The organism is Rhizobium sp. Root483D2, assembly GCF_001426685.1.
Classification (GTDB): Bacteria; Pseudomonadota; Alphaproteobacteria; order Rhizobiales; family Rhizobiaceae; genus Pararhizobium; species Pararhizobium qamdonense.
In genome coordinates this window covers 142,956-169,457 of the sequence record NZ_LMFB01000008.1, presented here as the reverse complement: position 1 = coordinate 169,457, position 26,502 = coordinate 142,956, and the positions used below count along the sequence as shown (strand labels likewise).

At 60.3% G+C, this 26,502-nt stretch carries 25 protein-coding genes; 7 read left to right on the top strand and 18 right to left on the bottom strand.

The window, feature by feature from the left end:
- Positions 1-202: 202 nt before the first annotated feature.
- Positions 203-907 carry a GntR family transcriptional regulator gene (locus tag ASD32_RS06670; protein ID WP_060637226.1) on the bottom strand — a complete coding sequence of 235 codons (705 nt, stop codon included), beginning with the start codon at positions 905-907 and terminating at the stop codon, positions 203-205.
- 285 nt (positions 908-1,192) lie between these two features.
- On the opposite strand from ASD32_RS06670, the gene ASD32_RS30930 reads away from it, so the two are divergent.
- Together ASD32_RS30930 and ASD32_RS06665 are read left to right on the top strand one after the other, a co-directional pair.
- Complete coding sequence (locus ASD32_RS30930) at positions 1,193-1,315, top strand: hypothetical protein (RefSeq protein WP_280139409.1); 123 nt, start codon at positions 1,193-1,195, stop codon at positions 1,313-1,315.
- A 45-nt stretch (positions 1,316-1,360) separates the two neighbouring features.
- Positions 1,361-2,743: an aspartate aminotransferase family protein gene (locus ASD32_RS06665; RefSeq protein ID WP_060637248.1), complete on the top strand. Its 1,383-nt coding sequence runs from the start codon at positions 1,361-1,363 to the stop codon at positions 2,741-2,743.
- 65 nt (positions 2,744-2,808) lie between these two features.
- On the opposite strand, the gene ASD32_RS06660 is transcribed toward ASD32_RS06665, so the two are convergent.
- Genes ASD32_RS06660 through mtnK form a run of 5 tightly spaced genes read right to left on the bottom strand, consistent with a single transcriptional unit; the run spans position 2,809 to position 8,240 of the window.
- Positions 2,809-3,933: a RuBisCO large subunit C-terminal-like domain-containing protein gene (locus tag ASD32_RS06660; protein ID WP_060637225.1), complete on the bottom strand. Its 1,125-nt coding sequence runs from the start codon at positions 3,931-3,933 to the stop codon at positions 2,809-2,811.
- Positions 3,933-4,934, bottom strand: a complete 1,002-nt coding sequence (locus tag ASD32_RS06655) for a transketolase C-terminal domain-containing protein (RefSeq protein ID WP_060637247.1) — start codon at positions 4,932-4,934, stop codon at positions 3,933-3,935. The genes ASD32_RS06660 and ASD32_RS06655 overlap by 1 nt, the downstream gene beginning before the upstream one ends.
- 2 nt (positions 4,935-4,936) lie before the next feature.
- A complete protein-coding gene (locus ASD32_RS06650; protein WP_060637224.1) occupies positions 4,937-5,872 on the bottom strand; it encodes a 1-deoxy-D-xylulose-5-phosphate synthase N-terminal domain-containing protein in 936 nt (311 codons plus the stop codon).
- Positions 5,873-5,877: 5 nt separating this feature from the next.
- Positions 5,878-6,972, bottom strand: coding sequence for an S-methyl-5-thioribose-1-phosphate isomerase (gene mtnA / locus ASD32_RS06645; RefSeq protein ID WP_060637223.1), 1,095 nt, complete (start codon positions 6,970-6,972; stop codon positions 5,878-5,880).
- Positions 6,969-8,240: an S-methyl-5-thioribose kinase gene (gene mtnK, locus ASD32_RS06640; RefSeq protein ID WP_060637222.1), complete on the bottom strand. Its 1,272-nt coding sequence runs from the start codon at positions 8,238-8,240 to the stop codon at positions 6,969-6,971. The genes mtnA and mtnK overlap by 4 nt, the downstream gene beginning before the upstream one ends.
- A 192-nt stretch (positions 8,241-8,432) precedes the next feature.
- Here mtnK and ASD32_RS06635 point away from each other — a divergent pair, with 192 nt between their 5' ends.
- From ASD32_RS06635 to ASD32_RS06625, 3 genes are all read left to right on the top strand, one after another.
- A complete protein-coding gene (locus ASD32_RS06635; protein WP_060637221.1) occupies positions 8,433-9,941 on the top strand; it encodes a sugar ABC transporter ATP-binding protein in 1,509 nt (502 codons plus the stop codon).
- Position 9,942: 1 nt separating this feature from the next.
- Entirely contained in the window at positions 9,943-11,001 is a 1,059-nt protein-coding gene (locus ASD32_RS06630; RefSeq protein WP_200953575.1) for an ABC transporter permease, read from the top strand.
- A gap of 63 nt (positions 11,002-11,064) precedes the next feature.
- Positions 11,065-12,117 (top strand): substrate-binding domain-containing protein, encoded by a 1,053-nt coding sequence (locus ASD32_RS06625; RefSeq protein WP_060637220.1) that lies wholly within the window; start codon positions 11,065-11,067, stop codon positions 12,115-12,117.
- A 160-nt stretch (positions 12,118-12,277) separates the two neighbouring features.
- On the opposite strand, the gene ASD32_RS06620 is transcribed toward ASD32_RS06625, so the two are convergent.
- The 6 genes from ASD32_RS06620 to ASD32_RS06595 form a co-directional block, all read right to left on the bottom strand.
- Positions 12,278-14,332, bottom strand: a complete 2,055-nt coding sequence (locus ASD32_RS06620; RefSeq protein WP_060637219.1) for a bifunctional aldolase/short-chain dehydrogenase — start codon at positions 14,330-14,332, stop codon at positions 12,278-12,280.
- 69 nt (positions 14,333-14,401) lie between these two features.
- Complete coding sequence (locus tag ASD32_RS06615) at positions 14,402-15,367, bottom strand: sugar-binding transcriptional regulator (RefSeq protein WP_060637245.1); 966 nt, start codon at positions 15,365-15,367, stop codon at positions 14,402-14,404.
- 312 nt (positions 15,368-15,679) lie between these two features.
- Positions 15,680-16,444, bottom strand: a complete 765-nt coding sequence (locus tag ASD32_RS06610; protein ID WP_060637218.1) for an amino acid ABC transporter ATP-binding protein — start codon at positions 16,442-16,444, stop codon at positions 15,680-15,682.
- Positions 16,441-17,100 (bottom strand): amino acid ABC transporter permease, encoded by a 660-nt coding sequence (locus ASD32_RS06605; RefSeq protein WP_060637217.1) that lies wholly within the window; start codon positions 17,098-17,100, stop codon positions 16,441-16,443. Before ASD32_RS06605 ends, ASD32_RS06610 begins: the two co-directional genes overlap by 4 nt.
- Positions 17,101-17,112: 12 nt before the next feature.
- The gene (locus tag ASD32_RS06600) at positions 17,113-17,760 is read right to left on the bottom strand and encodes an amino acid ABC transporter permease (protein WP_060637244.1); all 648 of its coding nucleotides are present in this window, start codon (positions 17,758-17,760) and stop codon (positions 17,113-17,115) included.
- An 81-nt stretch (positions 17,761-17,841) separates the two neighbouring features.
- Positions 17,842-18,624 (bottom strand): ABC transporter substrate-binding protein, encoded by a 783-nt coding sequence (locus tag ASD32_RS06595; RefSeq protein WP_060637216.1) that lies wholly within the window; start codon positions 18,622-18,624, stop codon positions 17,842-17,844.
- Between the two features lie 137 nt (positions 18,625-18,761).
- Here ASD32_RS06595 and ASD32_RS06590 point away from each other — a divergent pair, with 137 nt between their 5' ends.
- Positions 18,762-19,721, top strand: coding sequence for a LysR family transcriptional regulator (locus tag ASD32_RS06590; RefSeq protein ID WP_060637215.1), 960 nt, complete (start codon positions 18,762-18,764; stop codon positions 19,719-19,721).
- Here the strand turns inward: ASD32_RS06590 and ASD32_RS06585 are convergent.
- From ASD32_RS06585 to rpsU, 6 genes are all read right to left on the bottom strand, one after another.
- Complete coding sequence (locus ASD32_RS06585; RefSeq protein ID WP_060637214.1) at positions 19,718-20,164, bottom strand: acyl-CoA thioesterase; 447 nt, start codon at positions 20,162-20,164, stop codon at positions 19,718-19,720. The genes ASD32_RS06590 and ASD32_RS06585 overlap by 4 nt on opposite strands.
- A 159-nt stretch (positions 20,165-20,323) precedes the next feature.
- Positions 20,324-20,599 carry a hypothetical protein gene (locus ASD32_RS06580; RefSeq protein ID WP_060637213.1) on the bottom strand — a complete coding sequence of 92 codons (276 nt, stop codon included), beginning with the start codon at positions 20,597-20,599 and terminating at the stop codon, positions 20,324-20,326.
- A gap of 91 nt (positions 20,600-20,690) precedes the next feature.
- On the bottom strand, positions 20,691-21,407 hold the full coding sequence (locus tag ASD32_RS06575; protein ID WP_060637212.1) for a hypothetical protein: 717 nt from the start codon (positions 21,405-21,407) through the stop codon (positions 20,691-20,693).
- Positions 21,408-21,568: 161 nt separating this feature from the next.
- Complete coding sequence (locus tag ASD32_RS06570; RefSeq protein WP_060637211.1) at positions 21,569-22,234, bottom strand: hypothetical protein; 666 nt, start codon at positions 22,232-22,234, stop codon at positions 21,569-21,571.
- A gap of 179 nt (positions 22,235-22,413) precedes the next feature.
- Entirely contained in the window at positions 22,414-22,788 is a 375-nt protein-coding gene (locus ASD32_RS06565) for a helix-turn-helix transcriptional regulator (protein ID WP_082546667.1), read from the bottom strand.
- 296 nt (positions 22,789-23,084) lie between these two features.
- Positions 23,085-23,318 carry a 30S ribosomal protein S21 gene (gene rpsU / locus ASD32_RS06560; protein WP_037110421.1) on the bottom strand — a complete coding sequence of 78 codons (234 nt, stop codon included), beginning with the start codon at positions 23,316-23,318 and terminating at the stop codon, positions 23,085-23,087.
- 454 nt (positions 23,319-23,772) lie between these two features.
- On the opposite strand from rpsU, the gene ASD32_RS06555 reads away from it, so the two are divergent.
- Positions 23,773-26,472 carry a LuxR C-terminal-related transcriptional regulator gene (locus tag ASD32_RS06555; protein WP_060637209.1) on the top strand — a complete coding sequence of 900 codons (2,700 nt, stop codon included), beginning with the start codon at positions 23,773-23,775 and terminating at the stop codon, positions 26,470-26,472.
- Positions 26,473-26,502: the final 30 nt, after the last annotated feature.

Sequence of the window (26,502 nt, the reverse complement as noted above, 5' to 3'; positions counted from 1 at the left end):
GGTTTATAGGCGACACACCCGAAACAAGTCAACACACCAAAACAAAGAAAATAAAATTTCTTGTAAGTCGTTGGTTTGTATGCGGTATTTCAAATTCCCGCCTACTAGGCCTGAAAAACACCCGATTAACGGATGCTTAATCTTCTATGGGACGCGGGACCGCCTTTGGCAGCGAACGGGCCAGCCGCATTACCTTGCGGGCTTATTTACGTGCCGCGAGCTGGCGCGATTTTGCATCGAGGCATCGCTGGTAGCCGAGATGTCCGGCACCTTCCTCGATATCGGCTGCGATCGCCGCTTTGAGTGCAGCCCCGTCCTTTGCTGCAATGGCTGCGAAAACCGGGGCATGACGATCGAAGCGGTAGCTCTCGCCCAGGTTTTCCGCTGCCGCACGCATCAAGGGGCCGAGCCGCAGCCAGACGGTTTCGATCAACGGTAAAAGAACCACCGAGGAGCGGACCTCGTAAAGACAGCGGTGGAACGCAAAATTGGCTTCTATCGCCTGCTCGATATTACCGGCTCTGTAAGCGGCGTCTATCTCTGCATCGATGTTCTGCAAAAGTACGATCCGCACAGGATCGATCAGGGGCAGGGCGCGTTCGGCAGCCACTGTCTCCAGAGCGATGCGGGCGGCAATAATTTCGTCGAATTTTTCCGGATCGACATCGGGCACCCGGACGCGGCGATTGTCGAGATGCTGAAGGGCGCCGTCGGCGACAAGCCGGTGAAGTGCCTCTCGCACCGGCATGGCGCTGACATCCAGCATTTCGGCAATGCCTTGAATGGTCACCGGCAAGCCGGGCGGAAAGCGGCCGGTCATGATCGCCAGGCGCAGGTTGCGATACACCCATTGTTTCATCGATTCCATCGGCAGCCTGCCCAGCGAAACCAGCCCGATCGCCTCCATCTGTTTCAAATGTCCTGTCCCCTTACATAGTTCTATCAAAAATGGATAATGCGCGGCCCGGTCACGGCGCGATTTTGCTGTCCCGTCACCAGGGTCTGTACTCTTTGCCTTCATCTGCCCGATACGGTTGACCGCATGGGCAAACGGCGGGACGCTTTACAGCGGTCCCCGGAGGTCAGCTGGCCCATGCCTGCCACAAAACCGTATTGCCGCACGGGCAGCCGACAGCTATCGTCGGACCGGATATTTCCCGATCAACCTGGGTTTTTGTGAAAGAATAACCTCGTGAGCGAAAGTGCAGTGCGCAGACAGCATGACTTCGTTTCCACGCCATCAGCGCGGACGCTTCATGCCGAATTGATGCTGCTCTGCGCCCGCATCGGCTACTCCCCGCCCGTGTCCATCTGACCTTGCTTCACCATATGCTCCACAGTCAAGGACATGACGATGATCATTTCGAACCATAAATATTCCCTGCCGGAATTGCAGGCACAGGATGCTGCACATTTCCTTCATCCCTTCTCCGATCACAAAGAGTTGCGAGCCCTCGGATCCCGCATGATCGTGCGCGGCGAAGGACCTTTTATCTATGATAGCGGGGGCGCAGAGCTTCTCGATGCGATGGCCGGGCTCTGGTGCGTCAATATCGGTTACGGCCGTGACGAACTGGCGGATGTTGCCGCCGCGCAGATGCGCGAACTGCCCTATTACAATGCGTTTTTCAAATGCGCGACGCCCGCCCCGGTGCAGCTGTCTGCCAAGCTTGCCGACATTGCGCCTGCGAATATCAACCAGGTATTCTACGGCTCGTCAGGCTCGGAATCGAACGATACAGCGCTGCGTCTGGTGCGCCACTATTGGGCGCTGGAGGGAAAGCCGGAAAAGACCATCATCATCTCGCGCAACAATGCGTATCACGGCTCGACGGTCGCCGGTGCATCGCTGGGCGGCATGCGCCATATGCACAAGCAGATGGGCGGCATGGTTCCCGATATCGTGCATGTGATGGAGCCCTATGCCTATGAGCTGGCCCTGCCGGGCGAAAGCGATGATGAGTTTGGCCTTCGCGCGGCACGCGCCATCGAAGAGGCAATCCTTGCGGCAGGCGCCGGCAGGGTGGCAGCCTTTATCGGCGAACCGGTCATGGGGGCCGGGGGCGTGCGCATTCCGCCCATGAGCTACTGGCCGGAAGTCCAGCGTATCTGCCGCAAATACGATATCCTGTTGATGCTCGATGAAGTCATTACCGGATACGGCCGCACCGGCGAATGGTTCGCCGCCACCACATTCGGCATCGAGGCGGACACGATTACCACGGCAAAGGCACTGACTTCAGGCTACCAGCCGCTTTCGGCACTTCTGGTCGGTGACCGGATCGCCGCGACCCTGGTCGAAAAGGGCGGCGAGTTCAATCACGGCTATACCTATTCCGGCCACCCCGTCTGCTGCGCCGTCGCCTTGAAGAACCTGGAGATCATCGGCAACGAAGGCCTGGTCGATCGCGTCAAAGAGGATACCGGGCCCTACCTTGCCAAGGAACTTGCCAGACGGCTCAACGATCATCCGCTGGTCGGGCAGACGCGGTCGGTCGGGCTGATGGGTGCCGTCGAGATCGTCCGCGACAAGCAAGAGCGGACACGTTTCAAGCCGGACGGATCAGCCGCGATCAAAGTACGCGATCACGCCGTCCAGAACGGTCTGATGATCCGCGCCACGGGCGATACGCTGATCATGTCGCCACCGCTGGTCTGGACCCGCGCCACGATCGATCTGGCCCTGGACCGCCTGCTGAAGGCTTTGGACCTTGCCGAGGCCGATCTGGCACCGCACCGGTAAGAACCGAACTGGTGGCTGCCATCGCCCTGGGGGACACGGCAGTCACCCATTTATCCTCGACGAGTTTATCTTGCTGTTCGAACGGCATCGATGAGCTTGCGGCAGGCGGCCGGAAGGTCGGACTTTTCGCGCAGCAGTGCTCCGCCGATCAGATACATCACGTTATCACCATAAGCATCGCGCATTTCCGGCACGCGCTCGAAGGTCATTCCGCCGCCGGGCGCAGGCAGGATGGGCTTCAAACCGCCGAGATCGCAGGTACAGCCATCGACAATCGCCAGGCATTCCTCACGCGAAAAGCTGAAACGGCCGCCGAAATTGGGATAGATGACCGCATCGACCCCCATCAGCCGCTGCAGGAGGCCGTAGAAGAAGCGGTGGGAAAAGCCCGTAGCCGGGGTGATGACATTGGTGCCGCCGAAGGTCGGATGCGAGACGATCGGCAAGCCGAAATCCGGGTCCGCCGCCAAGGCGCGCGATACATCGAAGCCGACGAGCGAGGGCGCCAGCATGACGCCGCCGGCCCCCATTTCCTTGGCCGTCCAGGCACGCTCGAAGATCTGGGTGGCGGGTCCGGTGATGTTCGGAACATAGGTGGTGGCAAAGCCGGTCTTGGCATTGGCCTCGCCGATGGCATCGGTGCAGGCTTTGACGCGCTCTGCAAAGGGCGATGTCTTCTGATTGGCCAGGCCGTGATCGTCCTTGACGTAATCCATGCCGCCCAGCGCAAACTGATGTGCAAGCCCAGCAAGCTCGGCCGTGGAAAGGCCAACGGGCTTGATCGCCGACATCAGGATCGGCCCTCGGCTCACACCGGTGCGCGCGCGCAGGCCCGGCGTTCCGAACCTTGGGCCGGGCAACAGTTTGATGATGGCTTGCGACAAGGTCATCGTTTCGACCCGCGTTTGCGTCCGGATCGAGGAATTGCCGAAGACGATGTTCAGAAGCTGGAGAAAATCGTCGCCGATATCGTCGTCGCTATAGGAGATTTCCGTGAAGAACCCGCCGCGGGGATCGGAGCAGGGATGGATGCTCTCGATCTGGCCGAGGATTTCGTCCTCGATATAACCGGCCGGTACGATATCGCGGGGGATTTCCACCGTCTGTTCGACGGCGATTTCCAGCGCGCGGGCGCGGGCCTCGGTTTCGCTGGCAACGCCGATCCAGTAGGTGACCGAAAATCGGGCCATTATAGCGCCTCCGCCTTTGCAGCCGAGTGTACGGTGTCGATGCGAACGGCGTCCAGTTCCGCATCGTCGATCTTAAGGTTCTTGCCGAGAAGCTGGCCGATGGCAGAGACGAGGGCGCTGGCGTCGAGCCCGTATTTCTTCATCAGATACGGCTTGGATGCGCCATGCGCGAACGTATCCTGCAGGCCGAGACGCCGCAGCTTGACGCCAAGCCCTTCCTCCGAAAGGATTTCCGCCACCAGCGAGCCGAGACCGCCGTTGATAGTGTGGTTTTCCAGCGTGACGACGCCCTTCTTGCCGCGCGCCGCCTTGATCAGGCCTTCGCGATCGAAGGGTTTGAGGGTGGAGACATGCAGATGGTGGATGCCGATACCGCGAGCCTTCAAGGGTCCGGCGGCGCGCAGGGCCTCTTCGGTGCACACTCCTGCCGTCACGACAAGGACATCGTCTCCTTCACTGAGCGTGCGCTGCCTGTTGAATTCGAACGGGGTCGAAAACAATCGTGGGACTTCGCCGCGCAGGACGCGGACATAGACCGGTCCATCGATGCTGTCGGCAACCTCAAGCACGGTCTCGACTTCGGTGGCGTCGCCGCATTCAAGTATGGTCATGTTCGGAATGGCCCGCATCACCGAGATGTCCTCGATCGCCTGATGGGTAATGCCGCCGGGCGTTGTGATCCCCGGCAGGAAGCCCATCAGCCGGACCTTGCGGTTGGAATAGGCGATCGAGTTGATCAGCTGATCATAGGGGCGGCGGTAGAGGAAGACCGAAAACGTGTGCAGGAACGGCCGGAACCCCTGCATGGCGAGACCGCCGGCAAAGGACAGCATGTTCTGTTCGGCCATGCCGAGGGACAGGAACTGATCGGGATATTTATCCCGGAAACCATCGACCTCGCAGGACGACGTGAGATCCGCCGACAGGCAGAGGATGTCAGGACGGGCGGATGCGAAGGTCTCGAAGGCCTTGGCATAGGGACGGTTGACGATATCGGCCATGATCATGCCCTCGCAATTTCGGCTTCATCGACGCCGAGTTCGGCGGCGATGGCGGTCTGCATTTCGCGGCGTTCGTCCGCCGATTTGAAGCGGACGTAATGCAGGCGGGGAAAGCGTTTCTTGAGGAATTGCATGCCCTGATAGGGCGAGGTGTTGGCCAGGATGATCAGCGGCTTGCCCGGCTCGGCGCTATCGGCCGCTTTGCGCATCGCAGCGAGATCGTGGCCGTCGATCGAGCGGCACGTGACGCCAAAGGAAGCGACGCGCGCGGCAAGGTCTCCGAGGTCAAGCACCGAAGACATGGCGCCGTCGCACTGCTGACGGTTGACATCGACGATGACGCGGACGTTGTCGATGCCGTGATAGGCCATCGCAGCCAGGCATTCCCAGGTCTGCCCCTCCTGAAACTCGCCGTCGGACATATAGACCCAGACCTTGCCGGGCTCGCCCTTGCGCTTGCGTGCCCACGCAATCCCTGCCGCCATCGAAAGCCCCTGGGCCAGCGAGCCGGTGGTCACTTCCATGCCCGGACTGTGTTCGGCGCCGATCATCTCGACGGAGCCGCCATCGACGTTGAAGTGGTCGAGCGCGTGTTCGTCCATGCGGCCGGCCTGGATCAGCGCCGAATAGATCACCAGGGCATAATGGGCCGGAGAAATGATCAACCGGTCAAATTCAGGCGCAAACGGGCCGTGATAGCCGGCACCGGTAAAGGCATCCGGATTGGCCGCCGACGGCACGCCGGCGAACGGCAGCGGTACTTTCGGCAAGGTCGGTTCGCCGAGCGTCAAGGCTTCATTGTAGAGGAATGCCAGGCTTTCGGCGGCCGAACAGGCCTGGCTGAGATAACCGCCATTGTTGCGCATGGTGTGCAGGAAAACCCGCTTGCGAATGCCGGCGGCGACATCCTCGGTGGTCTGCTGGTTGGACAGGGTCATCGCGGTCAGCTCCGTTCCGGAAACAAGGCCTTCAGCCCCTCGGGCGAGGCGCCGGCGATGCCGCGTTCGGTGATCAGGCCGGTAATCAGGCGTGCCGGCGTCACATCGAAAGCCGGGTTGGAGGCCGGGCTGCCCTCCGGCGAGATGCGCACCGTGGCAATCGAGCCATCGGCGGCGCGGCCTTGCACGAAGGTCACTTCATCGCTGTTGCGCTCCTCGATCGGGATCTCCTTGACACCATCATGCACGGTCCAGTCGATGGTCGGCGAGGGCAGGGCGACGTAGAAGGGGACGCCATTGTCCTTGGCGGCGAGCGCCTTCAGATAGGTGCCGATCTTGTTGCAGACGTCGCCATCGGCCGTCGTGCGGTCCGTGCCGACGATCACCATGTCGATCTGGCCATGCTGCATCAGGTGGCCACCGGCATTGTCGACGATCAGCGTATGCGGCACGCCGTGGCCGTTCAGCTCCCAGGCGGTCAACTGGGCACCCTGGTTGCGCGGGCGCGTCTCGTCCACATAGACATGCACCGGAATGCCCGCCTCCGCCGCCATGTAGATTGGCGCGGTGGCAGTTCCGTAATCGACGGTCGCCAGCCAGCCGGCATTGCAATGGGTGAGGATATTGACGGGCTCGCCCGGCTTCTTGCGGGCCGCAATTTCGCGGATAACCTTCAGGCCATTGGCGCCGATGCTGCGGTTAAGCTGCACGTCCTCCTCGGCAATGTCGGCGGCACGCTGATAGGCAGCGGCGGCCCGTTCTGAAACCGGCACCTTGCGAAGACCATTGCGCATCTCGTCAAGCGCCCAGCGCAGGTTGATCGCGGTCGGACGGGTTTCGTGCAGCACGTCCCAGACGGCATCGAGTGCGGCATCGCTGGTATCGTCGCGCATGGCGATGGCGACGCCATAGGCCGCCGTCACGCCGATCAGCGGCGCCCCGCGCACCCACATGTCGCGGATGGCGACCGCCACATTATCGACGGTCTTGAGCGTGACGATCCGGAACTCGTGCGGCAGCCAGCGCTGGTCGATGATATCGACGGACCGGCCATCCTCGTTCAGCCAGATAGTATGGTAGTGGCGATCTCCGACGTTCAAATGACTGACTCCTTCTCGAGGCGTTGCGCAAGCGCATTGATATCGGCAATGCTATGGATGCGGCGCCGATTGACGGCTAGGTGGCGCCCGAGCTTGAGCGCCTTGGTTTCGCAGCGGGCCCGGACGTCCGGGTCTTCAATGGTTTCGAAATCGGCATTATGGGCAAGGCCGAGAATGCGCCGGTGCATTTCAATGCCGGCAAAGCCCAGCATGTCGGTCCAGAGTGTGTGCAGAACCTCGTCCAGCGCCTGCTCCGATCCAAGGTGATCGCCCTGGTCCTCGAACAAGGTGCGCTGGTACAGGATACCTGTGCGCTCGGTGCGCCAGAGATGCGCGAATTCGGCGCGGAATGTGCCCCAGATCTCGACGATAACGTCGAGCAGGTAGGTGCGCATCTCTTCGCGGCTGCCGTCCTGTTCGTGGCCGGACTGCGAAAAATAGCTCATCCAGAAGTTCGACAAAAGCATGCCGACATCGATCGCCATCGGCCCGTAGAACGCAAATTCCGGATCGATAACCTTCGTTTCCGTGTCGGTGACCATGACCGAGCCCGTGTGCAGATCGCCATGCAGCAGCGTTTCGGCATTGGCGGTAAAGAGATGCTTCAGCCGCTGCGCCTCAACCTTGAGATCGCGGTCAGCGCGCAGTTGCGCAACAATGCCGTCCAGCTGCGGCGTGGTGAAATGATTGAGCTTGGCATCGAAATAGGGATCGGAAAAGACCAGGTTTTCGGTGATGTCGCAGAGCTCGACATTATCGGCGAAGAGCGCGAGGTCCTCCTTGCGTTTCCGGGCTTCCATGGAGAGGTCCGAGCCGCGAAACAACGTGCGGGCCAGAAACAGGCCAAGGTCGCGGGCGATCTTCGGTAGCTGGCGTCCGTCAATCAGCGCCCGGCGCAGGATGACGTGCGGCGTCAGGAACTCCATCACGATGATCGCCTGCTCGCGATCGAAATGCAGGATCTCCGGCACCATGCCGGGGTCTCGCTCGGCCTCGCGCTTCAGCGCATGATATTCGAAATAGGAGCGTTTCAGCGGCAGCGGCCAGCTTTCGCCGACAAGGCGCACATAGGGCAGCGCCTGCTTGACAATGGCGCTGCCCGTGCCGCCATCGACGATGAAGACAAGGTTGAGATTGCCGTCACCGACCTCGCGCACCTTCCATTGTGCACTATCCGCGCCAATCCTCTCCGAAAGAGCGGCATTGCTCCCCAGCCGCTGCGGCAGGGTCTCAGGCGTCAGCGCTTCGAAATTGCTTATAGTCATCATTCCTCCTCACCAGCAGAGCGGCGCGCCAGGCGAAAAACCCCGGCATTCTTCTCGTTCCGCTCCCGGCGCGACTGCGTCTCCACACGCGTTCCCGCCGTTCTTTCTCTTTTGGTAAGCCACCATTCTGTCAAATGTCAATGGGCTTGACATTTGATTAGATGGCAGCCTAACCTGATCTTCAGGGAGGAGCAGATGATACAGGAACACGTTTTCCGTATTGAGGGTCTGCGCAAATCGTTCGGTCCCATCCAGGTTCTGGGTGGTGTCGATCTGGATTTGCGTGCGGGGGCCGTCACGGTGCTGATGGGCGCCAACGGAGCCGGAAAATCGACATTGGTGCGGATCGTCAGCGGCGTCTATGGACGCGACGCGGGCACGATCACGCTTGCAGGCGAGCCTTACGCGCCGGCCACGCCCGCCGATGCGATCCGCGCCGGCGTCGTCACCGTGCACCAAAACATCAATGACGGTGTCGTCGCCGATCTTGATGTGGCGACCAACCTGACGCTCGACCGTCTGAATGGCCGCGGCGCCCACCTGATTTTCAATCCCCGCCGCGTCCGGCGCGAAGCCCAGGCCGTTGCCGACCGCATGGGGCTTGCCATCGATCTCAACGCCACAGTCGCCGATCTCTCGTTGGCCGACCGGCAGATGGTGTCGATTGCCCGCGCCATGGCGCATGAACCGAAGGTCCTCATTCTGGACGAGCCGACCTCGTCGCTGTCGAGCGCTGAGGCAGACCGGCTGTTCGAGCTTGTCGACCGGCTGCGCGCCCGTGGTGTTGCTATCCTTTACATTTCCCACCGCATGTCCGATATCCGCCGGCTTGCCGACAGCATCGTCTCCCTGCGAGACGGCCGCATTGCCGGGCTGTTTGAAGGCGAGACACTCGATTACGAGGGTGCCGTCAATGCCATGCTCGGCCAGAAGATCAGTCTGAGCAACATCGTCGTGCGTGATGGTACCGCCCCGGTCTTCACAGCGGAAAACCTGACGATCGCGCGAGGTGCAAAGCCGTTTTCGTTGACGCTGGGCGATGGCGAAGTGGTGGCGATCACCGGCCTTGTCGGCGTCGGCAAGACGGCGCTCGCCGAAACCCTGTTCGGCGCCCGCACTCCGGTATCCGGATCAATGATGCTGGATAGCCGCGCCTACGCGCCAAAAGCCACGCGGGCGGCGATCGATCAGGGCGTCTTCCTGGTCGCCAAGGATCGCGGCGACAGCGGCATCGTTCCGGATTTCAACATCTACGAGAATGTCAGCCTGCCGTTCCTCAAACGCATCTCGAATTTCGGCATTTCCAACCGCCGGGCCGAGCGGGCACAGGCGCGCCAGCAGATTTCAGCGCTTGGTATCGTCTGCCGGACCGAACGCGACGAGATGAACACGCTTTCGGGCGGCAACCAGCAGAAGGTCATGGTTGGCCGCTGGCTGAGCCAGGCGTCACGCCTGCTGATCCTCGACGAGCCGTTCCAGGGTGTCGATATTTCCGCACGCCGGGATATTGCCGCAAAACTGCGGGCGTCTGCATCGGGGCGCGCAACGATCGTATTTCTCACCGAGCTGGATGAAGCCTTCGAGATCGCCGACCGCATTCTGGTGATGTCGGAACATACGCTGGTCGGAGAGCACCGCAACGCCGGCATCAATGTCGACAGACTTCTGGCCGAAATTGCCGGCCACCACGAAATGGTACTTTGACATGAGCATTGAACAGACGACCGCCAACCCCTCCACCCACAAGGCAGCACCGGCGGCCGCAGCGCTGACACCGCGCGAACTCGCCATCAAATACGGCTTCATCACGCTGCTCTTCGGCATGATCGTGTATTTCTGCATTATGACCAGCGGCTTTGCCTCGCCGCAGAGCGCGGTCTTCATCTTCCAGTCGGTATCGATCACCGGCATTCTGGCACTCGGGGTCACCGCGACACTGGTGGTCGGCGGCTTTGATCTGTCGATCGGGTCGGTGGCAACGACAGCCATGATGGCGTCCTCCTATGTGATGGTGGTGATGGGTGGAGACGCGCTGACGGCAACGCTCGTCTGCCTGGCCATCGGCGTTATCGTCGGGCTGATCAACGGCTTCCTGATCGTCTATATGCGGGTGCCGGACCTCCTGGCGACGCTCGGCATGATGTTCCTTCTGGTCGGTTTGCAGCGTATCCCCACCGAAGGCCGCTCGATTGCCACCGGCATGAGCATGCCGGACGGTTCGACCGCCACCGGCACGTTCAGCCCCGCCTTCCTCGCGCTTGGCCGTCACCGTTTCGATCTCGTACTGCCCAATCTGGTGCCGGTCTCGGTCGTGGTGCTGATCGTGCTCGCCATCCTCATCTGGTTCTTCCTGGAATATACCCGCTTCGGCCGGATGATGTATGCGGTCGGCTCGAACGAGCGGGCTGCGGGGCTCGCGGGCGCGCCGGTTAATGCCTACAAGATCTGGGCCTACATCATTTCCGGCGTCTTCGCCTCGATCGGCGGCATTCTTTTGGCCGCCCGGCTCGGGCGCGGCGATATCGCATCGGGCAACAATCTTCTGCTGGATTCCGTCGCCGCCGCCCTGATCGGCTTTGCCGTGCTGGGTGCAGCCAAGCCGAACGCGTTCGGCACCGCCATCGGCGCCCTGTTCGTCGGCGTGCTGTTGCAGGGGCTGACAATGATGAACGCACCCTATTACACCCAGGATTTCGTCAAGGGCTTCGTGCTCGTCATCGCCCTGGTGTTCACCTTTGCGCTCTCCAGGAGGGGCAAACGCTAGGGAGCGCAAAGCTCCGTGCGGGACTGCAAATCAAACAACAAGTCTAATGTGGAGGAGACCCTTATGACGTTTACGCGGAGAACTTTTTCAAAGCTCGCGCTTGGAATGCTGGCTGCAACGACGCTGGGAGGCGTGTCGTTTGCCACGGATATGCCGGCACCGTTCGATAAGCCCGGCGACGTGAAGATCGCGCTGGTACGCTACCTGTCGACCGGCGATTTCTTCCAGTCCTATCTGTCGGGCGTGGAATCGCAGGCCAAGGCGCTCGGCGTCGATCTTCGCGTGCTCGACAGCCGCCAGGACGCCGCCTTGCAGGCCGACATGGTCGATCAGGCCATCGCGCTTGGCGTTCAGGGCATCATCATCCAGCACGGCCTGACGGAATCAATGAAAGAAGCGGCAAAGCGTGCGGTTGATGCTGGCATCAAGGTCGTTGCCTTCGACGTCAATGTCGAGAACGACAAGATCCCGCAGGTCGAACAGTCCGACCGCGATCTCGCCCGCCTGGCGCTGGAACAGGCGATCAAGGACAATGGCGAAAGCTGGAAGGCCGGTTACGTCTACGTCGCCGGCATCGCGCCGCTCGACCGCCGCGACGAGACCTGGAAGGAATTCAAGAAGAAATATTCGGGCATCAATGAAGCCGCGATGTTCGGCACCATGGACAACCCGATCGCCAATTCCGTCGCCAACCAGGCACGCTCGGTCATCTCGGCCAATCCGGACATCACCGTCATGTTTGCGCCCTACGATGAATTCGCCAAGGGCGTGAAGATCGCCGTCGATGAAGCCGGCATGTCGTCCAGCGTCAAGATCTACTCGGCCGATATTTCGACCTCGGATATCGCCGCGATGCGCGAGCCGGACAGTGCCTGGGCTGCAACGGCCGCCACCAATCCGGCCGTCGTCGGCCAGGTGTCGGTGCGCACACTCGCCATGATGCTGGCAGGCGAAGATCCGGGCCACAACGTCATCGTCCCGCCGACGCTGATCACCCAGAAGGACCTCAACGACAACGACATCAAAAACATGGAAGAGCTCGGCGCCAAGCTGCCGCAATTCGCCCATGCCGATGTCGCCATGCCGGCCTGGATGCCGAACCCCAACACCAAGTAATCCACACCCCCCGTGGAAACTTCGGGCGGCCTCCGGGCCGCTCTTTTTTGTTGACGTACATGCGCTCAATGGCGGTTAGTTTGTCATCTCGAATTAAAAAGCCGCTGGACGCGTTAAGCTTCCAGCGGCTTTCAGTGTTAGCGCCTTGTGCTTTTAATTCTTACCGCATCGCTGCGGCGATATTTCCGCCATCGACGGTGGTCACATCGGCGGTGGTGCGCTCGGCCAGGGCATGGTGCACGAAGGCCTGGGCAACATCGTCGGCTGTCACCTCGAGGCCCAGCAGATTGCCGCCCATATAGTCCTTGACCGACAGGCCGCGTGCGGCCGAACGGTTTGCGATCATCTCGTCGTTGAGAAGGCCCGAGCGGATGCGATCGGCATTGACGGCGTTCGAGCGAATGCCATCCTTGCCGTGTTCCAGCGCATATTGGCGCGACAGGAACAGGGCGGCGGCCTTGGGCAGGCCGTAGGCGCCGAAATTGGCGCCGGGATTGACCGCCTGCTTGCTGGCGTTGAACAGCAAAACACCGCCGGTGGCTTGCTCCTTCATGATCCGCACCGCGTTCTGCGCCACGCTCTGATGCGAAAAGAAATTGAGTTCGAAACTCCTGCGCAACAGCGCATCGTCCATGGTTGCAATCGGGCTCTCCCAGGCGGCACCCGCATTGGAGACGACGATATCGACGCCGCCATAGGTGGTGAGGGCGGCATCGAAGGCTGCGCGCACCGAGGCAGGATCGGTGACGTCACAGGCAAGGCCAATGGACTGGTTGCCGATCGACTTTGCCACCTCCGCCGCCTTGCCGCCGTCGAGATCGAGCACGACTACATGCGCGCCGTCACGGGCAAAAGCCTTGGCGGTGGCAGCGCCGATCGCACCGGCACCGCCGGTGACAACTGCAACCTGCCCGGTGAACGGTTTGGCCTTGGCGCCGGCAAGCTTTGCCTGTTCCAGCGACCAATATTCAAGATCGAACAGATCGGGCTTGCTGACCGGCTGGAACCGGCCGATGGATTCGGCATCGCGGGCCGCCTCGATCCACATTTCTCCAACATCCGCAGCGATCTTCGCATCTTTCAGGGTGCGGCCATGGCCGAACATGCCGAGCCCCGGCACCAGCGTCAAACGCGGCATCGGGTCCAGCATGATGCGCTTGACGTCGTCGCGTGCGTCATTTGCCTCGAAATAGCGGGTGTAGTTCTCTACAAACGTGGCGACACGGGCCGCAATAACAGATTTGTATCCATCGAGATCGTTGGCATCGGGTGCAGGGAGCACCATCGGCCCGGTCTTGATGCGGATCGACAGATCCGGCGTCGAAACGCCCCGCGACGCCATGTCTTCGACTTCGGCAGCGTTGACGAAATCGAGGATTGCCGGCGAGGTGCGGAACTCGGCGATCATGCGATCGTAGCGGCCCTCGCCCCTTGAGACGGCAACCGCACCGCGCAGCATGGCGGTAATATCGTTTGGCTTGGCGAGATCTGCGGGCAGGGCTGCCGGCGTGAAAGGGTTGCGGCCATTTTTCACCACGTAGTCCTCGGCCAGCGTCACATAGTGGATCATCCGGTCATAGGCTTCCTTGGCGGTGGCGCCGAAGGTGAAGATACCGTGCTTGTCGAGAATGAGGCCATCCACCGTCGGGTCCCGATCGAAGACTTCGGATGCGAGCTTGGCAAGATCAAAGCCAGGCATCACATAGGGCACCAGCCCCATTTTCGGTCCGAACACCTTTGCGCTGACCTCCATGCTGTCCTCAAGGTCGGCAATCGCCAGAACGCCGGTCGAATGGGTGTGATCGACGAACTTGTGCGGAATGAAAGCGTGCAGCAGCGCCTCGACGGACGGGTTGGGCGAAGCCGGGTCGATCAGGTTGGCGCGCTGCAGCGTCACCATGTCCTCGTCGGAAAGCTTGGTGAGCTTGCGGGCTTTCAACAGCGGTGCGATCTTGACGGCGGGAAGGCCGGCCGGCTCGATGATCCCCATGTCCCAGCCGCTGCCCTTGACGCAGAGCACATCCCATTCGTCGCCGACGAGATCGCTGACGGTTGTTTTCACCGAAGTGTTGCCGCCGCCATGCAGCACCAGCCGTGGATCGCCGCCGAGCAGACGCGTCGTATAGGTACGCAATGCCAGATCGCGGTTGATACCTTTTGCGGCATAGGTTGAGACCATCGCCTCGGCGTCGGTATCGCTCCAGAGATTTTTCATTGTTTGCTCCTCCCTTGGGCAGGTTTTTGAGACCCGGTCTTTGCCGGGTGGATCAGATGGGACTGGGAATTATGAGGTGCTCCGGCCGCCGGTGCTCCAGCGCTCCAGAAGCCGCCGGGCCATTGAGGTGGTCACCACCAGATGCGAGGCAAAACCGCCCTTGATCGCGGCCACGAGCGGTTCAAACTTACTATCTTCCTGGATCACCATCATGCGCTTGCCGATCGCGCGAATGGAATCGAGATCGGCGGAAATGCAACGGCGGTTGTGCGCGCAGTCCAGCCACTGCCCATCATGATCGATGATCTGGCCGGCAATGACGCCTGCAGCGCCCGTTTCCCCCAGTGCATGCATTTCCTGCGCCGTCAGTGCCCCGCATTTCACCAGATGGCTGTCGTCCTCGATGCCGCCGACGGAATACAGCGCCAGCTGACAATCGGAGATGGTCGCCATCTGCTCGCGAATGACCGGTTCGGCGCGCAAGGCGGCAGCCAGTTCTTCGGAACTGAGTACCAACGGCGCGTAGACATTGATACCCTCGGCGTTCAGGCGCCGGGCGATTTCCGTGGTGCATTGGTCGGGCCGGTAGGAATATGGCGCTCCGAGATTTCCGCACAATTGCACCACGGTGACGCCCTGCAGGTCGGCATAGGGCATGACGTCGGCGAGATGATAGACCGTGCGTCCCCAGGCAACGCCGACACGGTCGCCCTTGTTGATCAATTCCAGAAAGACTGCCGCTGCGACCACCGGCATTTCCGCCGTCGGATCCATCGCCCGGCGGTCTTCCGGCACGATCCACACCGAGGTGAGGCCCAGCGCATCCTCCAGCTGGCGCGCCAGGATGTCGTCGGCAAACAGCTGTGTCGATGTGGCGATATTGACGATCCCGGTCTCCCGGGCGCGCCTCAGATAGGTGGCGACGGATGCACGGGAAATATTGAGGCGCTGCGCCACTTCATCCTGCCGAAGTCCGTGGGTATAGTAGAGCCATGCCGCCTTGTGCAGAATCTGATCAGTGGACCGGATGGGCATCATGTCTCCTTCAATCGCCGAATTAGACAATAGTCATCAGTGCTGACAAAAGTCAAATGCGCTGTTTCCATCGCAGCGGCGAAGTTAGGATTGCGGCCGCACGGCGCCCAGCAAGGCACACCGCGCCGCACCTTGCGATGTCAGCGGATCAGAGATTGGGCTTTGGGGAAGGGGCGGCGACAACTCAATGGCAACGCCATTTGCAGAGGCGATGGACGCGTCTGCGTCCGCGCGCGTGCATAACCGAGCGCGCCCATCCGGCATTGGGCGTTATGCCGGAAACGCAGTGCCCGGCATAACGGATCGTCTCATTCAGGCAGCAAGATATTTCTTCAGGAAGGCGCGCGTCCGTTCCTGCGTAGGCGCGCGAAAAATGTCGCTGGGCGGTCCTTCCTCGACGACCACGCCGCCATCCATGAACAGCACGCGGTCGGCAACTTCGACGGCAAAGCGCATTTCATGGGTAACGATCAGCATGGTCATATGCTCCGCAGCCAGCTGCTTCATGACGGCATTGACCTCATCGACCAGTTCCGGGTCGAGCGCTGATGTCGCTTCGTCGAACAGCATGACCTTTGGCTGCATGGCAAGCGCGCGCGCAATAGCCACGCGCTGTTTCTGCCCCCCCGACAGCCGCGACGGATAGGCATCGACCTTCTCGGCAAGCCCCACCTTCGACAGGAGTTCGACCGCCAGTTCGCGGGCAGCCTTCTTGGCCATGCCCTTGAGAATGACCGGACCCATGGTGATGTTTTCGAGTACGGTCAGATGCGGAAACAGATTGAAGTGCTGGAACACCATGCCCATCTGCTGGCGCACCGCGTTGATATGGCGTTCGAACGCCGCGCCCCGCAGAGGCTGGTTCACCTGGACGCCGTCAAGCCAGATCTCGCCGCCATTCAGCGTTTCGAGATGGTTGATGGAGCGCAGAAGCGTGCTCTTGCCAGAGCCGCTGGGGCCGATAATGGCGACGATCTGGCCACGCGTGACGGAGAGATCGATCCCCTTGAGAACTTCGAGCGCACCATAGGCCTTGCGGGCGCCCTTTACCTCGACCATGGGCCGCTGGACGGTCATCGGGATACCTCCACTTGTTTTTCGACCTGCCGCAAACCGGTTTCAAGGACGAGATTGAGTATGTAATAGAGTGCGGCCACCGTGATGTAGAATTCGAATGGCCGGAACGTTTCGCTGATCGCCAGCTGCGCCGAGTGCACGAGTTCGGCAATGCCGATGATCGAGACCAGCGACGATTCCTTCAAAAGCACGATCAGATTGTTCCCGATGGAGGGCAGGGTGTTGCGCACGGCTTGCGGAATGACGACGTAACGCAGCGTCTGGAACCGGCCAAAACCGATACTGCGCGCCCCTTCCGTCTGCCCGACATCGACCGAGACGATACCGGCGCGCATGACATCGGCATTGTAGACGGCGAAATGCAGTCCAAGGCCAATGATCCCGGCTGCCAGTGCCGGAACATTGATGCCGATCTGCGCGAGCCCGAAATAGATCAGGAACAGCTGCAACAGCAGCGGCGTTCCCATGAACAGCCACATGAAAAAGCGGATCGGATAGGCAATCACCTTCGGCGCATAGAGCACGGCAACGGCAAAGAAGATGCCGAAGAAAAAGCTGATGACGGCTCCGGTCACCGTCAGGACCACCGTCCACCACACGCCCAAAAGCAGGATGTCGGTATAGGGCGTGACGACGCTGAAATCGAGACCTTGCATGCCGCGCCTCCCTCAGTTGATGGCGTAGCGGCGGTCGAGAAGATCGACTGCGCGCGACACCGCATAAACGATGATCATGTAGAGCAGGGCGGCGATACCGAAGATCTCGAACGGCTTGTAGGTGGAGCCGATAAAGCGCTGCGCCGTGTAGGTCAGCTCGACGACGGAGATCGTCGAGACGAGCGCCGATCCCTTGATCAGGCCGACGGCGTTGACGCCGAGCGGACGGATCATCAGGCGCGCCGCCTGTGGCAGAACCACCAGACGCAGCGTCTGCAGCTTGCTGAAGCCTATCGTGCGGGCCGCCTCCACTTGGCCCCGGTCAACGCCGAGAATGCCGCCACGAATGGATTCGGCCATGTAAGCGCCGATATTCAGCCCGAGGCCGATCACACCTGCGGCAAACGGATCAAGATTGATGCCGATCTGCGGGCCGCCGAAATAAAGCACGAACAGTTGGATCAGGCATGGTGTGCCGCGAAACACGCTGACATAGAACCGTCCGAATGTGCGCAAGACCAGCGAGCCCGACATCTTCGCCGACGCAATGACGGCTGCGACAGCAAGGCCGAGCAGCAGCGACAGAACCGATATCTGCACGGTGACCCAAGCGGCTTCCACAAAGAACGGGAAGACGCGCAGCATCAGCGGGAAATCCATGGCAAAACTCCGGGAAAGGCCTGCGAACGGCATATGGCCGGCTTATCCCCAGCCGGCCATATGCGTTGAATTGTCGATCGATCAGCGGATGTCGCTGCCGACCCATTCCATGGCGATCTTCTCGTAGGAACCATCCGCCATCATCGCGTCGAGAGCCTTCTGCATCGCAGCCTTCAGCTCCGGATTGTTCTTACGGATAGCGATGCCGATGGCGACGCTGCCGCCTTCTATATCCGGCGTTTCAAGGCGGCGGACTTTTTCACCGGTTTCCTTGACGGCGACCATGACGGGAATGTTATCGACGACGATGGCATCGACACGGCCGGACTTCAACTCCAGCAGCAGTTCCGGCAGGCCCTTGTAGGTGCGCACGTCCCAGCCGCCCTGTTCACGGGCCCATTTCTCATGTGTTTCGCCAAGCGTGACGCCGAGCGTCTTGCCCTTCAGTTCGTCCAGCTTCTGAACGGCCGAGGCGTCGTTGACGAAAACCGCCCGGCCGGCATGGTAGTAGGGGCCGACGAAATCGACGACCTTCTCGCGTTCCGGTGTGATGGTCATCGAGCCGACGACGGTGTCGAACTTGTTGGCGAGCAGGCCGGCAATGATGCCGTCCCAGGCTGTCGTTACCAGCGTTCCCTTGACGCCGACGCGCTCGGCGATCGCTGTCCCGATCGAGGCATCGAAACCGACGACCTCGTTTTTCTCGTTGACGAAGTTGAAAGGCGGATACTGGCCGGACATGGCGATGCGCAATTCACCGGAAGACTTGATCGCCTCGAGATCGTCGGCGCTGGCCGAAAAAGCGGTGAAGCTGGCGGCAAAGGCCAGGGTCGCGGCCATAAGGCCTGAAATGAGTGTTTTCATGGTCCTGTTTTCCTCTGGATGAAAGCGCATTCTCTGTCGCTTGGGTTACGCGTGTACGCGCCTTCCGAATTTGATGATTGCCTTTGTGCTATTATTGCGCAAATAGATAATGGAAATAGAAGGCATAGATTTCAGGAATGATACCGCCACGATCCGACCGGCTGGTCTGGGAGCTCGACTGGAACCTCCTGCGAACCTTCGTTGTCATTGCCGAGGTGAAGAGCATCACCCGGGCCGCCGAGCAGCTCAATCTCAAGCAGCCCAGCGTCAGCAATGCGCTGCGGCGCCTGGAAGACCGGGTCGGCCGCCGGCTGGTCGAGCGCGATGCCACCCGTTTTGAGCTGACAGATGTTGGCCAGCTGCTCTATGAGCAGAGTATCGAGGTCTTCGGCACGATTTCGCAGCTTCCGCAGCTCGTGCGCGGCGTCGGCGACGATGTCACCGGCCATGTAACGATCGCAGTCGCAAGCCATGTCATTTCGCCAATCTTCGACAAGGCGCTGACGGCGTTTCATCGCAGCCACCCGCGCGCAACGCTGACCATCACCGTTGCCACCAGCGGCGATGTCACCCGCCAGGTGCGCGAAAAGCGGGCCTCGCTGGGACTGTGCCTTGTCAGCAACCGCGATGCGGCCCTGGACTATACGATGGTCTACCGGGAATTCTTCGGCTTCTTCTGCGGTCCCGACCACCGTTTCTTCGGGCAGGAGGATTTGAAGCTCGCCGATTTGAAAGGCGAACCCTCCGTCTCGTTCCACACCGACAATATCGCCGATGTCCTGCGGCCCGTGGCGCTGTTGCGCAGTGAAGCCAAGCTCGCCACCAATGTGGTCGGGGTATCGTCGAGCCTTGAGGAGGTCCGCCGCATGATTGTCGCGGGGCTGGGTATCGGCCCATTGCCGCTCCACGTGGCCCGGCGCGACGTGGCCGACGGCGTGCTCTGGCGGCTGCCGCCCTACGATACCCCGCCCGCCATCGATGTCTTCCTGCTGGTCAATCCGGAAAAGATCATCAACCGCGCTGAAAAAGCGCTTATTACCGGTATCCAGACGGCCATCGCCGAAACCCCGCTCGATCAACGCATCTACGGCGCTTAACCCGCACTGTTCTCGTTGGCGGCTGCGCCCGCCTGCAGCGTCTCGACGCGTGCCAGCATGCCGGCGTCAAGCGCCACGGCTGTGCGCTCGATAAGATCAAACCGAACGCTCACCGTTCGATTGACCGCATGAACGACGCCATCCAGCGAACCGGACATGACCTGCTCGAACGTCACCGAACTGCGCCCGGCCTTGATCACGCGCGAGTGGATCGTCAACAGCGCGCCAGCCCTGGTCTCGTGCTTGTATTCGACCTCGGAGCGCACATCGGCCCAGCCGCGGCTTGTATCGGCTAGACCTTCGGCACCGGCAATATGCCCAAGAAGCTGAAAGCTGGCATCGTCAAACATCGCCGCATAATGGCGGACATTCATATGCCCCATCACATCGCACATCCAGGGATGGGCAACGCCGACATAGGTGACCAGGGATTGACCGGACATATGTTCCTCCACGCTTTGCACTAGCGGACGGGTCTTACCGCTGGCGCGACGAAGGCTTAGCGTAACCTTTGAATGGCCGCAACACGGCGCTGAACCGGCATGAGAGCCGCTGCGAACATCTTTTCGGACAGGTGCCGCAACGGCCCAAAGCAACGGCCTTCACATTTTGACGAAGCCGGTAATCCCATAGGCAAGGCCACCGCCGGTTTGAATGGTCAGTGTGCCGCCATTGGCGCCTACCCATGCAGCCTCGATATTCAACGTCGCAGATTTGATACGCACCGTATTGGCGGTTGGCCAGGCAAACACCGTGCCGGTATAGGCGTAGGAGAAACTGCCATCCGGATAGCTGAAGACAACTCTGCAGGGTTTGTCGAGGATGTCGGAGCCATGCGGGATATTGGAGTCCAGCGTAATATTGTAATAGGTTGCCATATGAAAATTCCCATGGGTGAAAGCCGCTTAAAAACGGCGGAGATGAATTTTTCAGTTCCTGAAAGAGGTCCGGGTTCCTCTACCGCATCTGTCAGCCCCCCTTTGCCGTGAATGAGCCATCGCTGTTGTATTGAACGGTGATCACGCGATAGCCCGTCGTGAAATCGCACTCGGCAGCTTGGGCCGTTGCGTATGTCACCGTCTGGCCGACGGGATGATTTCCGGTGCCGACATAGAAAATCGCAGCGGGGGTGCAGTTGACCTGGCTGTTGGGCAGCGGCGCGATGAAGCTTGACAGGGTGATGCTTCCGTCCTGATTGATCGCCGCGCAGCCGCAATATAATTGCGGCATTGGCACCGGCGTGAAGGAGGGAACCTGGATGCCGAACGCGCCTGCGGGCAGGCCCGATTGATAGGTTGCGGCCGACAGACCCAAGGGATCGATAGAGAGCACGGAGGAATTGCCGGTGGGCTGGCCTGGCGTCGAGGCCGTCAAATCGATCGGCTGGACTGCGGCAGCACTGCTGCTTGCGGTCTTGGCGCTCACCATCGACAGGCTGGCATTGAATTTCACCTGCGATGACGCGGTGGCCGTGCTTTTGGCACCCACGTAATTTTGCACATCGAAACTGAAATCCAGCTGTGCCCCCGAACTGGCATTGGGTGCCAGGTTTCCGCAGGCCAGGCTGCTGGACAAAATGGCGGCTACCGAGCCGCCATTGGCAAAGGCTGCCTGTTTCTGAAAGGCGTAAAATGACATGGTCTGCCCCGACATGTTCTTGATGATGATGCTGTATTGCGAAGTCATGGGTTCCGCCTCCCAGGTGCCGTTTGGCCCCTGAAGTGATCATCTCTTTCAAAATAAGGATGTCTGGATCGGCTGGCCGGTAAGGGCTACGCGCTCGATCAAGCCGTGTGAGCGGGGTCTTCAACGGACAACCCGCCCACACGTCACGTTAGATCAACGGACTACTGGATGATCTGCTGTCCCCAGGAACCATCGGGATTGAGGGTCACATTGATGATGGAATGGCCACCGGTGAAATCGCAGACCGCCGCGTTGACGCTGGACGCCGAGAAACTCATGACGGTTCCCGGCGTGAAGTTACCCGTCTGGACATAATAGATCAGGACGGGCTGGCAATCCGTGTTGTTGCTGGGGTTTGCCACCACGAAGTTCGAGAGCGCAATGCCGCCGTTGACTTCGACGGCGGAGCCGACGTTGTAGACGGCGGGCGGCGAATAGGTCGGGGTGGTGATGCGGAATGCGCCCGGCTGAACGCCGTTCCCGTTCGTCGGCTGCGTCAATCCCAGCGGGTTGACGGATGCGGTGGTCCAATCATTGGCCGGGCCGGAGGCCGGCGCCAGATCGATCGCCCGGCTGGCGGACAAATAGCCCGACGTCTGGCCAATCGTTGGTGTGCTGTGCGCCTGCTGGATGCCTGCATAGAACTGCATGTTCACCTGAAAGGTCAGCGTCGATCCGGTGAGGGCGTAATTTCCCAAGCTGCTGGAAAAAAGACTGTTGCTGTAAACGGTTGCTCCGCCGGTATAGATGGCCGGCTGCTGAAAGAAATAAAACTGCTGCGTTGCACTCTCAAGATTGGTCACATTGATCGTCAAAAGTGTGGACATCGATCGGTCTCCGATTTGAGTTTTCTGCGGGGCGGATTTGCACTTTCTGCAAGCTGCACACGGCATCGCCGGCACACAGCTATCAGTTGCATCTCTCCCGTCACCACTTTTACGATAACACTTAACTTAACTCTACCTATGGTTATTGACGGCCAGTCAAAATTGCGCTGCAAATTCACTCACGGTTGAATCGGCTGTGTTTGTGGCGTCGCCTTCGGTATCTCTGCCGTCAGGTCGATCAGGAGCTTTGTGATCCGTGCCGGCCGCTGGCGAAGCTTTCCAATCAGATCGAGTTCCAGGGCACTCGAATGATCAGAGGCCAGAAAATCAGGGCCACCACGCCCGATCAGAAGCCAGTCCAGCGACACATGCAGCAGGGTGGCGAGTTTGCACGCATGATCGACGGACATGGCGTGACCCTGCGTCCACTTCGTCAAGGCTGCCGGTGAAATGGAGAGTTCCGCCGCCAGTGCCATCGCTTTGTGATGGCCGCGGATCACCATGGCTTGTTTGAGCCGCATACCACGGGCTCTGTCAATTTGGGGCTGGTCCATTGATCTACCTCAAGATTCAATCAGAAGTAGATCGGAATAGATTTCTTGCTTGTGGGAAATATTTCTTTTCGGACCATTTCGGCCCCGGCAATGCCGCAGGGACAGCAGGTATGGCACCGGCGCTAATGAAAAAGAGGGGAGGGGGCGCAGCTTGCCCAGCCGCCAGACCGAGCCCAGACGGGCGGTAGCGGCAATGCCGATCAAACCGGCTTTTTCAGAAACAACAAAAGGAGGCGCGTCCGGATACCGGACGCGCCTGGACTAGAAAGCCCCAATCCTGTCAGAAGAACCCGTTATTAGCGGGTCGGCTTCTTCTTCGGTGCCGGCAGAAGGCCTTCGCGCTGCAGCTGCTTGCGCGCATTCTTGCGCTGGCGGCTGATAGCCTCTGCCTTCTGGCGCGCCTTTTTGACGGACGGCTTTTCATATGCTTCCCGCATACGCATTTCACGGAAGACACCTTCGCGCTGAAGCTTCTTCTTCAACACTCGGAGAGCCTGATCGACGTTGTTGTCGCGAACCAATACTTGCATGTGAATCTTTCAAAGTCTGATGTTCACTAGAGATGGCAGGGGCAGTAGAGCAATTTACGAACCAAATCCAGAGCGGATGGCAAAATTTCTCACATAATCTGCATGGTCTTTCGCCTGGACCGGTCATTTCGGCAGGATTATCCCTTCACCGGCCCAACAGTCGGCGCTGAAAGCGCCGAAAATCCGCCGCGCCACATCTCGATCGATGTCTAAGGTGACAATGCCACGCCTTGCCGGCTCAAACAATTCACACCCGTCGTTTCCAACCGGTAGCCCAACTGAATTACAACTTAGAGACGACTAAATTAACCACGGCAACTATTCCATCACAAAAAAATACAAAATCCCGTGTGAAGCTGTCAAGTGAGTGGAACACATGCGATTTTCGCGATCAAGAGGCGGCTTATTTTCATCGTGAACTTGCAATCTGGGTTGTACCTCAGCAACATGAGATATGGTCACGCATCAAAGCCGTTTTCAACCGCCGGTAAATGGCGGCCAGCATATCAGGCGCCGCAATCTGCTGCAGCAACTGCAGCGTTTGGGCCCCCGGCGGCTGACGACCATCATCGCGCCTGCCGGCTACGGGAAGACGTCCTTCGCCGCGCAATGGTATGATCTGATGCGAAACCATGCGGGCAAACTGGTCTGGCTGCCGCTGGAAGCCGACGATTGCGACCAGAGCCATTTTCTCGTCGCCCTGCTGGAGGCTTTGGAGGAGCTGCAGCCGGGCGAGGGACGCGGCCTTGACGCCAGCAGCATGTCCGTCGCCACGCTGTTATCCGTACTCGTCACCCGGTTGCGCCGGATCGACACGCCGGTCACGCTGTTTCTGGACGACTACCATTTTGCCCAGACGGATGCGACGGAATCCCTTCTGGCAAAGCTTTTGGCCGCGAAGGACCTTGCCCACGTCAAATTCGTCCTGATTTCCCGCAGCGCGCCACGATTTCCGCTGTCCGCTCTGCGCCTCAATGGCGAACTCAAGCAGATCGGCGTGACCGATCTGAGCTTTTCGGACACGGAAGCGCAGGAATTCTTTGTTGGCCGCTCCGAAAAACTGACGCGTGAACAGATCGGCGAGCTGAACAAGCGCACCGAAGGCTGGGCCGTGGCGCTGCAGATGGTGCGCGTTCTCGTAGCCGAAAGCGGTCACAGCGCTTCCATTCTGGAATCGTTCGACGGCAGCAATATTGAAATGGCCCGGTATCTGTCCGAACAGGTATTTTCCAGCCTGCCATCCGATATCCAGCATTTCCTCGTGGAAACCGCATCGCTTCCTGCGATCAGCCGCACGCTGGCCGCAGCCATCTCCGCAAGTCCGGATGCCGCAACGCTGTTCAACCGGCTTGCCGATCATGCCTTGCCGATCGCCGTGCTGGACAATCAGGGAATGTGGATCCGGTGCCACCCCGTCTTCAACAGTTTCCTGAAGGAAGAGGCCGCACGGGTTGGGATCGACACGCGGGATATCCTGAAAAAGGCCGCACGCTGGTTTCAAACCCGCGACGATTGCGATGCGGCGGTCCGTCATGCTCTGTTGGCGGGTGATACGGCCCTCGCCGCAGACATTGTCGAGACAAGCGGCGGATGGCGGCGGGTCTACGCGACCACGCGCGGCGGCACGCTCTTGTTCCAGACGTTGATCGCCAAGGCTGCCAATATCAATCTGTCCGGCTATCCGCTGACAACGCTTGGTCTGTCCGTGATCAGCGCAAAGGCAGGCCAGCTCGATGCCGCCAACCATTATCTGGCGATTGCCGAGCGGGCCTGCACAGGCGAGGCATTGTCACGCGACCTGCGGGTGGTGCGCGTGCTGATGTCACTCTATACCGATCACTGGGCCAGCACTTCCGATCTTTCTGCGCTGGAAGCGGATCTTTCCTATGGCGGCGATATGGAGCTCATTCACCGCGCACTCGCCCTCAACATGCTGGCTTACAATTTTCTGATCCGCACAGACCTCGATCGCGCCATGCACTACGGGCAGTTGGCCATGCGGGCGTTTCGTGACGGCGGTGCGGATTTCGGCGCCATGCATCTGTATACGCATATCGGCCAAGCGGCGTTCTTCAGCGGCGACAGCGCAAGCGCCGAGGATGCCTACCGGAGCCTGATCGTGGAAGCCCAGACCAATATTGGCGAGGGCAGCGATCTCGATGCGGTGGGCCAGGTGCTGCTCAGCGAAGTTCTGTCGATGCGCGGCGAACTCGATGCGGCGTCGAGCGCCCTCTCCTGGGCACTGCCGCATCTGGAACGCCATGATACCTGGTTTGATCTCTTGGCCGCTGGCTTCATGGCGCAGCAAAGAGTGCTTCGCCTGAATGGCGATATCCTTGCAGCACATGCCGCCATCGACAGCGCCAGGGCAACGGCCAGGCGCCGGGGCTTTGAACGCTTGACCCGGCTGATCGACGGCGAGCGCGTCACGCTGCTTGTCGCCACAGGCGATATCGAGGAGGCGGTGCGGTACGCAGAAGCCAGCGGCTTTCCCTTACAGGCTGCCTATACTGACGCGCCTAACAATCTGGGGCTCAACCTGCGCGGTTGCGTCCCGGCACTCCTCTGGACGCGGATATACGTTGCGCGGGGCGACATCGCCCGGGCCCGCGACGTGTTCGACCGCTTGCGAACCCAACAGGCGCTAAAACCCCATGTGCCGCGCCATATCGAACTCGCTCTTCTCGATATCAAATTGCTGCAGGCCGAAGGGCAGCCGGACAAGGCCGCCGCGTGCCTGTCGAACCTGCTCCTGTCGCAGCCCATCGCGGATTATCGCGCAATCCTGCAGATCGAAGGTGCGGATTTTGCCAATGACCTGCGCCGTCTGGCGACCTTGGTGGAAATCCCGGCCGTGATAGCGCAACGCCTTGCTCACATTCTCGCCGGGCCGGTCATGAAGATACCATCCGCAGCATCCTCTTCAGGTGCTGCGGCTGCCGATCTGAGCCGGGAAACCGGCGGATTGACTGAGCGGGAACGCAGTGTAATGCGGCTTTTAAGTGCAGGCCTCAGCAACAAGGAAATCGGCCGCAAGCTGGATCTCAGCGATAACACGGTCAAATTCCATTTGCGCAATATCTTTGCCAAGCTCAATGTCACAACCCGGACTGCAGCCGTGATGGCAAGCCGGAACGCCGGCGTGTCGCCCTGATCCGATACCTACCCATACGGGTAGGGTGGG